The organism is Pseudomonas idahonensis, assembly GCF_037903935.1.
GTDB classification, from domain to species: Bacteria; Pseudomonadota; Gammaproteobacteria; order Pseudomonadales; family Pseudomonadaceae; genus Aquipseudomonas; species Aquipseudomonas danubii.
The window spans coordinates 4,840,580-4,853,568 of sequence record NZ_CP149586.1 but is presented as its reverse complement, the minus strand read 5'-3'; the positions used below and the strand labels follow the sequence as shown (position 1 = coordinate 4,853,568).

The 12,989-nt window shown below is 58.1% G+C and carries 18 protein-coding genes; 11 read left to right on the top strand and 7 right to left on the bottom strand.

The window, feature by feature from the left end; genetic code table 11:
- The first annotated feature begins 4 nt into the window (after positions 1-4).
- The 3 genes from WIN67_RS21715 to WIN67_RS21705 all read left to right on the top strand — a co-directional run bounded on the left by WIN67_RS21715 (position 5) and on the right by WIN67_RS21705 (position 2,069).
- On the top strand, positions 5-610 hold the full coding sequence (locus WIN67_RS21715) for an arylesterase (protein WP_339070037.1): 606 nt from the start codon (positions 5-7) through the stop codon (positions 608-610).
- A gap of 56 nt (positions 611-666) precedes the next feature.
- Positions 667-960, top strand: coding sequence for a hypothetical protein (locus WIN67_RS21710; protein ID WP_007931378.1), 294 nt, complete (start codon positions 667-669; stop codon positions 958-960).
- A 134-nt stretch (positions 961-1,094) separates the two neighbouring features.
- Positions 1,095-2,069, top strand: coding sequence for a L,D-transpeptidase family protein (locus WIN67_RS21705; RefSeq protein ID WP_268562170.1), 975 nt, complete (start codon positions 1,095-1,097; stop codon positions 2,067-2,069).
- A 127-nt stretch (positions 2,070-2,196) separates the two neighbouring features.
- Here the strand turns inward: WIN67_RS21705 and oprI are convergent, their stop codons facing one another.
- Positions 2,197-2,448 (bottom strand): outer membrane lipoprotei OprI, encoded by a 252-nt coding sequence (oprI, locus tag WIN67_RS21700; protein WP_003448337.1) that lies wholly within the window; start codon positions 2,446-2,448, stop codon positions 2,197-2,199.
- 634 nt (positions 2,449-3,082) lie between these two features.
- On the opposite strand from oprI, the gene WIN67_RS21695 reads away from it, so the two are divergent.
- Positions 3,083-3,364: a GNAT family N-acetyltransferase gene (locus WIN67_RS21695; protein WP_011062548.1), complete on the top strand. Its 282-nt coding sequence runs from the start codon at positions 3,083-3,085 to the stop codon at positions 3,362-3,364.
- A gap of 60 nt (positions 3,365-3,424) precedes the next feature.
- Here the strand turns inward: WIN67_RS21695 and WIN67_RS21690 are convergent, their stop codons facing one another.
- Positions 3,425-4,501 carry a 3-deoxy-7-phosphoheptulonate synthase gene (locus WIN67_RS21690; protein WP_016967428.1) on the bottom strand — a complete coding sequence of 359 codons (1,077 nt, stop codon included), beginning with the start codon at positions 4,499-4,501 and terminating at the stop codon, positions 3,425-3,427.
- A gap of 140 nt (positions 4,502-4,641) precedes the next feature.
- Complete coding sequence (locus tag WIN67_RS21685) at positions 4,642-5,076, bottom strand: PilZ domain-containing protein (RefSeq protein WP_102860889.1); 435 nt, start codon at positions 5,074-5,076, stop codon at positions 4,642-4,644.
- Here WIN67_RS21685 and WIN67_RS21680 point away from each other — a divergent pair.
- From WIN67_RS21680 to cysB, 5 genes are all read left to right on the top strand, one after another.
- Positions 5,075-5,461: a thioredoxin gene (locus WIN67_RS21680; RefSeq protein WP_102880446.1), complete on the top strand. Its 387-nt coding sequence runs from the start codon at positions 5,075-5,077 to the stop codon at positions 5,459-5,461. The two genes, WIN67_RS21685 and WIN67_RS21680, sit on opposite strands and share 2 nt — an antisense overlap.
- Positions 5,461-6,417 (top strand): putative 2-dehydropantoate 2-reductase, encoded by a 957-nt coding sequence (locus WIN67_RS21675; protein WP_102880445.1) that lies wholly within the window; start codon positions 5,461-5,463, stop codon positions 6,415-6,417. Before WIN67_RS21680 ends, WIN67_RS21675 begins: the two co-directional genes overlap by 1 nt.
- 25 nt (positions 6,418-6,442) lie before the next feature.
- Positions 6,443-7,348, top strand: a complete 906-nt coding sequence (locus WIN67_RS21670; protein WP_102860892.1) for a 5'-nucleotidase — start codon at positions 6,443-6,445, stop codon at positions 7,346-7,348.
- 95 nt (positions 7,349-7,443) lie between these two features.
- Positions 7,444-7,944: a universal stress protein gene (locus WIN67_RS21665; protein WP_102860893.1), complete on the top strand. Its 501-nt coding sequence runs from the start codon at positions 7,444-7,446 to the stop codon at positions 7,942-7,944.
- A 111-nt stretch (positions 7,945-8,055) separates the two neighbouring features.
- Positions 8,056-9,030, top strand: a complete 975-nt coding sequence (gene cysB / locus WIN67_RS21660; protein WP_102860894.1) for an HTH-type transcriptional regulator CysB — start codon at positions 8,056-8,058, stop codon at positions 9,028-9,030.
- Positions 9,031-9,036: 6 nt separating this feature from the next.
- Here the strand turns inward: cysB and WIN67_RS21655 are convergent, their stop codons facing one another.
- A complete protein-coding gene (locus tag WIN67_RS21655) occupies positions 9,037-9,519 on the bottom strand; it encodes a GreA/GreB family elongation factor (protein WP_306407881.1) in 483 nt (160 codons plus the stop codon).
- 2 nt (positions 9,520-9,521) lie between these two features.
- Positions 9,522-9,917: a hypothetical protein gene (locus tag WIN67_RS21650; protein ID WP_265073555.1), complete on the bottom strand. Its 396-nt coding sequence runs from the start codon at positions 9,915-9,917 to the stop codon at positions 9,522-9,524.
- A gap of 124 nt (positions 9,918-10,041) precedes the next feature.
- Here WIN67_RS21650 and earP point away from each other — a divergent pair, with 124 nt between their 5' ends.
- Both earP and WIN67_RS21640 read left to right on the top strand, forming a co-directional pair.
- On the top strand, positions 10,042-11,175 hold the full coding sequence (gene earP, locus WIN67_RS21645; protein WP_306407882.1) for an elongation factor P maturation arginine rhamnosyltransferase EarP: 1,134 nt from the start codon (positions 10,042-10,044) through the stop codon (positions 11,173-11,175).
- Between the two features lie 48 nt (positions 11,176-11,223).
- On the top strand, positions 11,224-11,796 hold the full coding sequence (locus tag WIN67_RS21640) for an elongation factor P (RefSeq protein ID WP_007931398.1): 573 nt from the start codon (positions 11,224-11,226) through the stop codon (positions 11,794-11,796).
- A gap of 71 nt (positions 11,797-11,867) precedes the next feature.
- On the opposite strand, the gene WIN67_RS21635 is transcribed toward WIN67_RS21640, so the two are convergent.
- A complete protein-coding gene (locus WIN67_RS21635) occupies positions 11,868-12,287 on the bottom strand; it encodes an organic hydroperoxide resistance protein (protein ID WP_102880441.1) in 420 nt (139 codons plus the stop codon).
- Between the two features lie 214 nt (positions 12,288-12,501).
- Positions 12,502-12,963 (bottom strand): MarR family winged helix-turn-helix transcriptional regulator, encoded by a 462-nt coding sequence (locus tag WIN67_RS21630; protein ID WP_110594570.1) that lies wholly within the window; start codon positions 12,961-12,963, stop codon positions 12,502-12,504.
- Positions 12,964-12,989 lie beyond the last annotated feature (26 nt).

The window sequence follows — 12,989 nt, the reverse complement described above, 5'->3', positions numbered from 1 at the left end:
TCCGATGCGTGTATGGTTTTTGAGTGCCGGCCTGGCCTTGATGTGCATGGCCCAGAACGCAGCGGCGGGTACGGTCCTGATCGTGGGCGATAGTATCAGTGCGGCTTTCGGCCTGGATACCCGCGAGGGGTGGGTGGCTCTGTTGGAGAAGCGGCTCAAGGACCAGGGTTTCACCGACAAAGTGATCAACGCCTCGGTCAGTGGCGACACCAGTGCCGGTGGCCTGGCGCGGCTGCCGCCGCTGCTTGCAGAGCATAAGCCTGAGGTGGTGATCCTCGAGTTGGGCGGCAACGATGGCCTGCGCGGCCAGCCGCCTCAGCAATTGCAACAAAATCTTGCGTCGATGATCGACAGTGCCCAGGCCAGTGGTGCCAAGGTGCTGCTGTTGGGCATGCAGTTGCCGCCCAACTATGGTGTGCGCTACACCCAGGCGTTCGCTCAGGTTTATGGCCAGTTGGCCAGTGACAAAAAGGTGGCGCTGGTACCGTTTTTTCTTGATGGGGTCGGTGGTCATCCCGAACTGATGCAGGCAGACGGTCTGCACCCTACAGCCGCGGCTCAGGACAAGTTGCTGGAAAATGTCTGGCCGACGCTAAAACCGCTGCTTTGACGCTTTTCTAGTGGCAGTGTTTCGGCTAATGTGGCGCCCCCGATTTGGAGCCCCCGATGCCGCGTCCCGCCTGGTCCCTGTTTGCCTATCAACTGATCGAGCCTGATGAACAGCTTGACCTGTTCGCCTGCCAGGAAGTTCGAGTGCATCTGGTGACGCGTCAGCTGGAGTTGGGTGGTTCTGCCGATCGGACCTTGTGTGGCACTTTGTTGCCCGCGCAGCCGCGCTGGTCGAGTGTGGATCGGACGATTTTCCAGGATCAACGACTCTGCCCTTTGTGCCGGGCAATCCTGGAGTCGCAAAAGCGCGGCACCCCGCCGATCTGGCCGGAGTTGCGCTTCGAGCTGTAGGCGGTCGATAGCGAACCGTTTCGACAGGGATTTCATGTGCCTGCGCTTGTGTCTCCCGCTTGGCTCCCGCAGCCAGGGGGCGGGGTGTACAATCGCGTTTCTATCACTCGTTTTTCATGCGAAGGATTATCCGGATGTTGCCGCGTCTCCCCGTCGTCACCCGCTGCCTGACACTTGCCGCATTGTGTGTGGCCGGCCCCGTTGCAGCATTGGAATTGCCTCTACCGCCGCCCGGTGAAGATATTGTCGGTCAGGTGCAGGTGATCAAGGCCAAGTACGAAGACACCTTCGCCGACCTGGGCACTGCTCATGACCTGGGGTATCTGGAGATGGTGGCGGCCAATCCGGGAGTCGACCCCTGGTTGCCGGGGGCGGGGACCGAGGTCATCTTGCCCACCCGTTTCATCCTGCCTCCCGGGTCCCGTGAGGGCATCGTGATTAACCTGGCGGAGTATCGTCTTTACTACTTCCCCAAGGGGCGGAATGTGGTTTACACCTTCCCGTTGGGCATTGGACGCGAGGGTTGGGGGTCGCCGATCGCTCATACCAGTATTACTGCGAAAACCCCGAATCCAACCTGGACTCCACCGGCGTCGATCCGGGCCGAACATGCTGCCGATGGTGATCCGCTGCCGAGCGTGGTGCCGGCAGGACCGAATAACCCGCTGGGGCCGTTCAAGTTCACCTTGGGCACGCCTGGTTACCTGATTCACGGTTCGAACAAAAAGTTCGGCATCGGCATGCGTACCAGTCATGGCTGTTTCCGTATGCTCAACAACAACGTGCTGGAAATGGCCGGGATGGTTCCGGTAGGAACTTCCGTGCGTATCATCAACGAGCCGTACAAGTTCGGTATCAGCGGTGGCAAAGTCTATCTGGAGGCGCATACCCCTTTGGATGACAAGGGTAATCCTTCAGTGGTCGACAAGCACACTGCGGTGATCAATGCTTTGCTCAAGCGCGAAGATCTGGCCAACAACCTGCGCATGAACTGGGATGTGGTCAGGGATGTAGTGGCGGCCGAAGATGGCTTGCCAGTGGAGATCGCAATACCGACCACGGCGCCTGCAACATCATTGTCCAGTGCTCCGTTCGATCTGCAGCAGTAAGGGTTAGAACAACAACCCGTCGAGACCTGCCGGTGTCGACGGGTTTTTTATTGTCAGTGGAAAATCCCAGGCAATAAAAAAGCCGATCCAAAAAATGGATCGGCTTGATAACAATCCCGAGGGACTATTACTTGCGGCTAGCTTTTTCCAGCATACGCAGAGCGCGCTCGTTAGCTTCGTCAGCAGTCTGTTGTGCTTTTTGAGCAGCAGCCAGAGCTTCATCAGCTTTACGATAGGCTTCGTCTGCACGAGCCTGAGCACGAGCTGCTGCATCTTCAGTAGCAGTCAGACGAGCTTCGGTTTCTTTGGATACGCTGCTGCAACCGGTAGCCAGAACTGCGGCCAGAGCCAGAGCAGAGAATTTCAGAACGTTGTTCATCGTGTTCCCCTTCAAGGACTTTCTATTAGTAGCTATCACCTCAGAGTGAGGAAATAGCCGGCGTACATACTACCCATTACTTGTAGTAAGTAAACTGACGTAGCGCAAGAAGCAAAAAAAATTCTAGGCGGTGATTCTTTTTCGAGCAACTTTTTAAGCGATTGTATAAAAAACATTCAGCGGCAAGGCTCTGTCAGAGGGTGCTGGTTGTTTGCCAGCATTCTCCAGGCGCTGTTTCAGAGTCTAGGCTAAAGTGGGCCTATATTCTGTCGATGGCACTTTTCTTCAGAATCTGCCCAGCCTTGGCCTATCTTTATCCATCTTGCCGGTGACTTTAAGAAACGGTGCTCGTCTTAAGTTTCAGCATCCGGCGATGTATAGCCTCAACGCATTTTTACACTGGGCCTGACGGTGCTTTCTGCAAGGCTTGCTGAGGGCGTTTTACGTTGATCTGTGACGAGTGTGGCTTGAGCATTTATGCCCAAGGCGCCTACTATTTTGTAACGTGCTCGCGATGTAAGGGGGATGCCTTCTACGGTGGTGTCCGACAGGCACGAGGTGGCGTAAGTTGTTCCTTCGCCGGAAAAACATCGGTAAGGTATGGGTCAGCATTCCAGACCCGCAAGGAGTAGTGATGAGCGAGGCGTTGTCCATCCACCATGACCAGGCTGGTCATCAGTTCGAGACCAATGTGGACGGTCATCGTGCCTACCTGACCTATATGGACCTGGGTAAGCAGACTCTGGATATCTACCGCACCTTCGTGCCCAACGCATTACGTGGGCGCGGCATTGCCGCGGCGTTGACCGAGCAGGCGCTGGAGTACGCCGAGCGTATGGGTTACACAGTGATTCCATCCTGTTCTTATGTAGAACGCTACATGGAACGCCATCAGCGTCACGCAGCAAAGCTCTGATCGGGGCGACCCAAAAAAACGCCGGGCTTGGCCCGGCGTTTTTGTGTCTGGCGAAAAGGATCAGCTGCGATCGCGTTTCGGCAATACGTCCTTGAGCTTGGCGTGCATGCTGCGCAGGGTTTTCTCGGTACTTTCCCAGTCGATGCAGGCGTCGGTAATCGATACGCCGTACTGCAGGTCCGACAAGTCTTTCGGAATCGCCTGGCAACCCCAGTTCAGATGACTTTCCACCATCAGACCGATGATCGACTGGTTGCCTTCCAGGATTTGGTTGGCAACGTTTTCCATGACGAGAGGTTGCAGCGCCGGGTCCTTGTTGGAGTTGGCATGGCTGCAGTCGATCATGATGTTCGGCTTGATCTTGGCCTTGCTCAGGGCTTGTTCGCAGACAGCGACGCTCACCGAGTCGTAGTTCGGCTTACCGTTGCCGCCACGCAGCACCACGTGGCCGTAGGCGTTGCCTTTGGTGGTTACGATCGATACGCCACCTTGTGGGTTGATCCCCAGGAAGCGATGCGGGCTGGATACCGATTGCAGCGCATTGATCGCCACGGTTAGGCCACCGTCGGTGCCATTCTTGAAGCCCACGGCCGACGACAGGCCGGAAGCCATTTCCCGATGGGTCTGGGATTCAGTGGTGCGTGCACCGATGGCCGACCAACTGATCAGGTCCTGCAGATATTGCGGGGAGATCGGGTCAAGGGCTTCAGTGGCGGTAGGCAGGCCCATTTCAGCCAGGTCCAGCAACAACTGCCGCCCGATATGCAAACCGTCCTGAATCTTGAACGAGTCATCCAGGTAAGGGTCGTTGATCAGGCCTTTCCAGCCAACGGTAGTACGGGGTTTCTCGAAGTACACCCGCATTACCAGATAGAGAGTGTCAGAGACTTCCGCCGCCAGTGCCTTGAGACGTTCAGCGTACTCGTGCGCTGCCTTGATGTCGTGGATCGAGCAGGGCCCAATGACGATAAACAGACGGTGATCAGTGCCGTCGAGGATGTTGCGGATCACTTCGCGACCCTTGGTCACGGTGCGCAAGGCGGTGTCGCTAAGGGGGATGTCTCGCTTGAGTTGATCAGGGGTGATCAGGGTCTCGTTGGAGGCGACGTTAAGGTCGTTGATCGGTAAATCAGCCATCGTGTTACTCGTCAGGTCACGGGTGCCGGCCGCCAGCGATCCCCGCGCGGCGGAGCACAGCGGATTTGAGCGCGTCGGGGAGCGGAACCTTAGCGCGTTACCCGGTGACTCTACAATGGGCAGGCGGCGGTTTTATTGGGCTAAGGCTGCACAAAAGCCTGGTGTACGCGGTCCTCGGAATAGTCCTCTGCGTGCTGCTCGACCCAATTCAGGGCCAGGGCCTCGATGCATTGTTGTTCGCTCTGAGGTTCATGCAGGCGGCAGTATCGGGCGATCTGGCACACCTGTTCGCCCATGCGGGCGCCGAACAGCGTTTGCTCATCGACGAAAGCGATCCCCACCAGGTAGCCGCGCTTGCGCTTCAGGCACCAGGCGACATAGCCGTTGTAGCGCGCATTTTCCCCCAGCGTCGGCATATACACCTCTAGTGCGGTGCCGTGGCGCCAGGCGCGGTGGTAATTGCACGCCATGCCACCGAGGCTGATAGTGTGCAACCGCTGACGCGAAATGCAGGCGTATTTACGCAGGGTCAGTTCAACCGGAACATCATCAGGATGAGGCAAAAAACGTCCCATGACCGCAGACTCCGAGTGTCGTCCATTTGACATTGTTTCCCCCAGTATAGTGGTCGAATTGGAACTGACAGACTTCGATATTGACCAGCAATTGCTGGGCCTGGATGGTGTTTCCCTGGTGGTTTTCACCAGCGTTGGCTGTTCCAGTTGCCGTTGGGCGCGGGCGCAACTGCCGGGGCTGGGCTTGCCGGTCGAGCGGTTGTGCTGGGTCGATGCCGCTGACAACGGAGGCGCCGTGGAGCGCTATCAGGTGTTTCACCTGCCGGCCCTGTTTGTGGTGAGCGACGGTGAGTTTTATGGGGCGTTGCAGTCGCGGCTGACGTACAAGGAGCTCACTGAGGGCTTGCGTCAGGCGCTCAATCGAATTCCAGAGGAGTTGCCTTGATGGATGCAGGTCGTAAACCGCGTGTGGGCATTATCGGGACCGGAGCGATCGGAGGTTTTTACGGGGTGATGCTGGCGCGCGCCGGTTTCGACGTGCACTTTCTATTACGTAGCGAGTTCTCGACGGTGGTGGAGCAGGGGCTGCAGGTCAACAGCGCTCAGTACGGGGCGTTGAGCCTGAAACCGGTGCAGGCATACGCCAGCGCTGAGGAGATGCCGCTTTGTGACTGGCTGCTGGTGGGAGCCAAGACCACCAGCAACCTCCAGTTGGCGCCGGCGATCATTCAGGCGGCGGCGCCTGATGCCAAGGTTCTGTTGCTGCAGAACGGCCTGGACGTTGAAGATGGCCTGCGCGCCGTGCTTCCTGAGTCGCTGCACCTATTGGGTGGCTTGTGCTTTATCTGTGTCCATCGTGCGGGTCCCGGCCAGATCGAGCACCAGGCTCTTGGTGCAGTCAATCTGGGTTACCACAGCGGTCCGGCAAGCGCTGATCCGGTGTTGAGCCAGGCTATTGTCGAAGAAGGGGCGGCGTTGTTTCGTGAGGCCGGGCTTGATTCCAAGGTCATGGGCAACCTGCAGCAGGCGCGTTGGCAGAAGCTGGTGTGGAATGTGCCTTACAACGGTCTGTCGGTGCTGCTCAAGGCCAGCACCACGCCGTTGATGGCCGATCCGGACAGCCGCGAGTTGATTCAGAACCTCATGCAGGAGGTGCTTCTGGGGGCCGCGGCTTGTGGTCATGTCATTCCAGATGCCTACGCACAGCAACTGTTCAAGTCCACCGAGCACATGCCCGACTATTGGCCGAGCATGTACCATGATTTCCTGCATCAGCGTCCTCTGGAGTTGGCAGCCATCTATGCCGCACCTTTGGCGGCAGCCAGGGCCGCTGGCTGTGAGCTGCCGAAAATCCAGGCGCTTTACCAAGCCTTGAGTTTCATCGACCGGCATCACGCTTGAGCTGATTACCTGAAGGGGACGGAATATGGCAAATGGCCTGGATGGCAAGCTGGTGGTGGCGATTTCGTCGCGGGCGTTGTTCGATCTGAGCGACAGCCATAAGGTCTATCTGGCCCAGGGTGTCGAGGCTTATAGGCAGTATCAGATCGAACACGAAGAGGAGATCCTCGAACCGGGCGATGCCTTCCCATTGGTGAAGAAACTGCTCAGTCTCAATGCCAGCCTGGGACGTGCGCGGGTCGAGGTGGTGCTGGTTTCACGCAACAGTGCTGACACCGGCCTGCGGGTGTTCAACTCGATTCAGCATTACGGCCTGGGTATTTCCCGTGCGGCCTTCGTCGGCGGTCGCAGTCCCTATCCCTATCTGGCGGCCTTTGGCAGCGATCTGTTTCTCTCTACCCATGCCGACGATGTGCGCAGTGCTCTGGAGGCCGGGTTTGCTGCTGCGACCATCCTCTCCGGCGGCGCCCGGCGTGCCGCCAATGGCGAGTTGCGCATCGCCTTCGACGGGGACGCCGTGCTGTTTTCCGATGACTCGGAACGGGTCTATCAAACCGGTGGCCTGGAGGCCTTTCAGGCCAGTGAGCAGCAGTCGGCCCGGGAGCCATTGCCGGGCGGACCGTTCAAGGGCTTTCTGGCGGCACTCAATCTGCTTCAGGGCGAGTTTCCCAACGATGCCTGCCCGATTCGCACGGCCTTGGTCACGGCCCGTTCGGCGCCGGCCCATGAACGGGTGATCCGCACCTTGCGCGAGTGGGACATTCGTCTGGACGAGTCCTTGTTTCTGGGCGGCCTGGAGAAAGCCGCCTTTCTTGAAGCCTTCGCCGCCGATGTTTTTTTTGATGATCAGGCCGGTCACTGCGAGTTGGCCCGCGAGGTGGTCGCCACCGGCCACGTGCCCCACGGCATCAGCAACGAAGCCAGGGATTGAGCCCTAAAATCCCTGGCTTGGCGTCGAACCTCCCACAGTTCCAGGCACTGCTAAGCTGAATCAATCTCCGCCATCTTGGCAGTTGAGGAGGTCATATGATTCGTTCGATGCTGTATGCCACCGACCTCGGTCTGTATGCGCCCTTTGTCATGCAGCATGCCTTGGAGCTGGCTCGAACGTTCAATGCCGACTTACATGTAGTGCACGCAGTGGAACCCATGGGGCTATTTGCCGAATCGGTGTTGCAGAGCTATCTGGATGAGCAATCCTTGAACGAGTTTCACCGCCAGGGCTTGAGCACGGTAATGGCCAATATCGAGCAGCGGGTGCTGGACAGTTTTCGCGAGGAGTTGGGGGAGGGCATGCAGGACCTGACCTTGATCCAGTCGGTGCGGGTGCTTCAAGGGGACCCATCCCAGGTGATTCTGGATCAGGCGGCGAAACTCTCGGTGGATTTGCTGATCGTAGGAAGTCACAGCCACGGGGGCGGTGCGCAAACCCCTTTGGGGCGTACGGCCGCACGGGTTTTACAGCTGGCCAAAGTGCCGGTTTATCTGGTGCCGCTGGTGCAGCGTCGGCGTCAGGGGGATGTCTGAGGGCGGAATGGAAAATTCTGAATAAAAGTTCTAGATTTATTCTCCTGACCATTAATATAGTTATATACCGTCGCTGATACCCGTGGCGTCTACCTGCTTTGAGGGATTCATATGAAGCTTCAACAATTGCGCTACATCTGGGAAGTGGCGCACCACGACCTCAACGTCTCCGCTACCGCTCAAAGCCTTTACACCTCACAACCGGGTATCAGCAAGCAGATCCGTCTGCTCGAAGACGAGCTTGGGGTCGAGGTCTTCGCTCGCAGCGGCAAGCATCTGACCCGTGTGACCCCGGCCGGTGAGCGAATCATCACTACCGCTGGCGAGATCCTGCGCAAAGTCGAGAGCATCAAGCAGATCGCCCAGGAGTTCTCCAACGAGAAGAAGGGCACCCTGTCCATCGCCACCACCCATACCCAGGCACGTTACGCCCTGCCACCGGTGATCAGTAGCTTCATCAAGCAGTACCCCGATGTGGCCCTGCACATGCACCAGGGCTCGCCGATGCAGATCGCTGAGATGGCCGCTGACGGCACTGTGGATTTCGCCATCGCCACCGAGGCGCTGGAGCTGTTCGGTGATCTGGTGATGATGCCGTGCTATCGCTGGAACCGTTGCGTGGTTGTGCCTCAGGGCCACCCGCTGACCAAGCTGCCGAAGCTGACCCTGGAAACCCTGGCCGAATACCCCATCGTTACCTACGTGTTTGGTTTCACTGGCCGTTCCAAACTTGATGAAGCCTTCAGCCATCGTGGCCTGACGCCAAAGGTGGTGTTCACTGCGGCTGACGCCGACGTGATCAAGACCTATGTGCGCCTGGGGTTGGGAGTGGGTATCGTCGCCAAGATGGCGGTCGACACCAAGCTCGACAATGACCTGGTGGTACTGGACGCCAGCGAGCTGTTCGAGTCGAGCATCACCAAGATCGGTTTCCGTCGCGGTACATTCCTGCGCGGCTTCATGTGCGACTTCATCGAGAAGTTCGCCCCGCACCTGACGCGCGAAGTCATGGCCAAGGCGATTCAATGCCATAACAAGCAGGAACTGGAAGAACTGTTCGACGGCGTCGAACTGCCGGTTCACTGATTTCAGCTAGCGGACCTCGGTGACAGTGAACTGTTGCCGGGTCCCCGCCACCACGATCTCCACCTCGTCGTCCTCGAACTTGCCCATCAGGCTCTTGCCCAGCGGTGACCGCGGGGTGATGACGGTCACCAGTTGTCCCACCACATAAACCTTCAAGCCTGCCCCGTCTGGGCCAAGAAACAGCCACTGTTCGTGGCCGTTTTCATCCTCCAGCCCCAGCAACGCACCGACCTGGATTCCGGCCTGTGGGTCGTAGGATCGCAAACTCAGGTTCTGCCAGAGATTCAATGCCTGACGGATTTCCTCGACCCGCCGAGCCTGGCCGGCCGCCAGGTAGGAGGCTTCCAGCCCCAGGGTGTCGTACTTGTTCTCGGCGATATTCTCTTCGTGAGTGGCGGTTTCGTAGGCGGTTTGCGCTGCGCGCACCGCGATCTCCAGATCCTCTTGGAGCTGTTGCAGAATCAGTTGGCAGACAGACTGTTTATTCATGATCAATTACAGAACTGCAGGACGTTGGCGCGACTCTTTTCGCTGGGCGCTGTCTGGTCCTGTTGCAACCAGAACTGGCATTTGGGATTGGACAGGTTGCGCGAGTCGCTGCGAGCGTTATCCAGGGATTGCAACTCTTCGTTCTTGCGCAGGTTTTCCTGATACTGCTCGAACAGCCGATTGGGCGGCTCAGGCGCAACCACCGGCGGCTTCGCCAATTGCTGCACGGCTTGCGCTACAGGAGCCAGTTGCTGGCTGAAGAGAAAGTGCGAGGCTAGCCAGCAGGTCAGGGCAATCGCCAGAAAACCCAGCCACAGGCCCAGGGCAATGCTGCCGCTGAGCGCCAGGGCATTGAAGCTGATGCGCAAGGAGCGACGAGCGGGCGGGCGATAAGACATGGTTGCCTCCTGGCGGGCGATAGTGGGCGAGGGCTGATTGTCGCATGAAGATTAATCGAGGTTGGCTCTTCTGCGCAGGAGCATTTATGCGGACAATCGGCGCCTTTGCCAATCGGGGACTGGAATGAAAGCCTCCTGGGATATTTTTTGCAGCGTGGTCGACAACTACGGCGACATCGGCGTGACCTGGCGCCTGGCCCGACAGTTGGTGGCCGAGCATCAATGCACGGTGCGTTTGTGGGTCGATGATCTGCGGGCCTTTGAAAAGATCTGTCCAGAGATCGACTTCCAGCGACTCAGCCAGTATCAGGATGGGGTCGAGGTGCGCCACTGGCCGGCCCACTGGCAACCTGAAGCTGCAGCCGATGTGGTGATCGCTGCGTTTGCCTGTCAGTTGCCCCATGCCTATATGGAGGCCATGGCCGAGCGCCAGCGTGCACCCTTGTGGCTGAATCTGGATTACCTGAGTGCCGAGGACTGGGTCAGTGGCTGCCACGGCCTGCCGTCAGTGAAGTTTCGTGGCGTACAGAAGTACTTTTTCTTCCCCGGATTCCAGGCTGGCACGGGCGGCTTGCTGCGCGAAGCCGGATTGCTCGAGCGCCGCCGGCAATTTCAGGCCGATCGCCAGGTCCAGCTGGAGTTTCTTCAAGGACTGGGAGTCACTCCCGCCGCCGGTAGCCGCTTGATGTCACTGTTTGCCTATGAGAACGCCAGTCTTGGTGGTTGGCTGGATGCCTTGGCCCTCGATACGCAACAGACCCATTTGCTGGTGCCCGAAGGGCGCATCCTGGGAGATGTGCAGCGCTGGCTGGGAGACGCGTCGTTGAGTGTGGGCAGCCTGCAGATCCGGCAGTCCCTGACGGTCCAGGTCCTGCCTTTTGTTCGCCAGGAAGATTACGACCGTCTGTTGTGGTGCTGCGATTTCAACGCGGTGCGTGGAGAGGACTCCTTTGTTCGGGCGCAATGGGCCGGGCGGCCGATGCTCTGGCATATCTACCGTCAGGACGAAGACATTCACCTGGACAAGCTCGAGGCCTTTCTCGCCTTGTACACCCGGACTCTTTCACCTGACGCCCAAGCGGCGGTGCGGGCCCTGTGGCAGGCCTGGAATACCGAGGCGGCGATGACCGAAGCCTGGAAAAACCTGCTGCAACACTGGCCCGAAGTCGCCGCGCACGCCGAACAATGGTGTCTGGAACAAGGCTTGCAAGCCGATCTTGCTGCGGCGCTGGTGCAGTTTTACCTAAATTGGATATGATACGCGGCCTAGATTTTTGTAAATCCCATCCAAATTCGGATATTCGCAATGAAAACTGGTAAAGAACTCAAACCCGGTACCGTGATCCGTATCGACAACGATCCTTGGCTGGTTCAGAAAGCTGAATTCACCAAGTCCGGTCGTAACAGCGCGATCATGAAGACCAAGCTGAAGAACCTGCTGACCGGTTACAAGACCGAAACCGTTTACGGTGCGGACGACAAACTGGACGACGTGATCCTGGATCGCAAAGAAGCGACTCTGTCGTTCATCAGCGGTGACACCTACACCTTCATGGACACAACCGACTACACCATGTACGAGCTGAACGCCGAAGACATCGAGGCCGTTCTGCCGTTCATCGAAGAAGGCATGACCGACGTTTGCGAAGCCGTGTTCTTCGAAGACCGTCTGGTTTCCGTTGACCTGCCGACCACCATCGTGCGTCAGGTTGACTACACCGAAGGTTCCGCTCGCGGCGACACTTCGGGCAAGGTGATGAAGCCTGCCAAACTGAAAAACGGTACCGAGCTGAGCGTTGCGGACTTCATCGAAATCGGCGACATGATCGAGATCGATACCCGCGAAGGCGGTTCCTACAAGGGTCGCGCCAAGGTTTAATCCTGGTTCGATCTTGTCGATGAAAAAGCCCGACCTTGAGTCGGGCTTTTTTATGCCTGGCGTTTACTGTTTCAGACGTTCACGTGCAGGCGTACATCAACATTGCCACGGGTGGCGTTGGAGTAGGGGCAGACCTGATGTGCGGCATCCACCAGGCTTTGCGCCTCTTCCTGAGCCAGGCCGGGCAGGCTCACATGCAGATCGATATCCAAGCCAAAGCCGCCAGGGATCTGACCGATACCGACATGGGCGGTGATCGAGGCGTTGTCCGGGATCTTGCGCTTGCTCTGGCTGGCAACGAACTTCAGGGCACCGATAAAGCAGGCCGAATAGCCGGCGGCGAACAGCTGTTCCGGGTTGGTCGCCTGCCCACCGGCCCCGCCGAGTTCCTTGGGGGTGGCCAGTTTGACGTCGAGGATGTTGTCACTGGAAACAGCGCGGCCATCACGGCCACCGGTGGCGGTTGCAACTGCGGTGTAGAGAGTTTGCATGGTGAAAGCCTCGTGCTGGGTTGTTTTTGCGCTAATTGTTTGCGCGCTAAGTAAGTGCGAAATAAATGTATCGCTCAAATATTTAGTGCGCAAGATAAATTTTATGCAAACTATTGCCCGAAGCCCTGTTTCTGGCTCAACTCATTGTTTTTTAAACATATATTTTTTTCTCAAAACCAGCCCCAGCCATAGGCGCTGGCTTGTCGGCGAAGCCTTAGAGACTGTCCTGCAAATGCCCCCGCAGCACCTGCAGATCTTCCTGCAGCTGCCGCAACTGCTCCACTGTCCGACCGCTGGCGCCGAGGATGCACTGTGGGATGTTCCGGGCTTGTTCGCGCATCGCTCGGCCCTGTTCCGTCAGCTCGACAATGACCACTCGCTCATCTTCCCGGCTGCGAGTGCGGCTCAGCAGACCCTCGGCTTCCAGGCGCTTGAGCAAGGGAGTCAGCGAGCCGGGGTCGGTCAGCAGGCGCTGGCTGATTTCGCCGACGGTCAGGCCATCCCGCTCCCAGAGCACCAGCATTGCCAGGTACTGCGGATAGGTCAGCCCCAGTTGCTGCAGCAATGGTTTATAGACCTTGGTCAGTAGCAGCGATGTGGAGTGCAGGGCGAAACACACTTGGTTGTCCAACAGCAGCTGTTCGCAGGTATCCGGGGTAGAGCGGTCGGTGGTCATGTCGGGGGCCTTGGTCGTTAATGGTC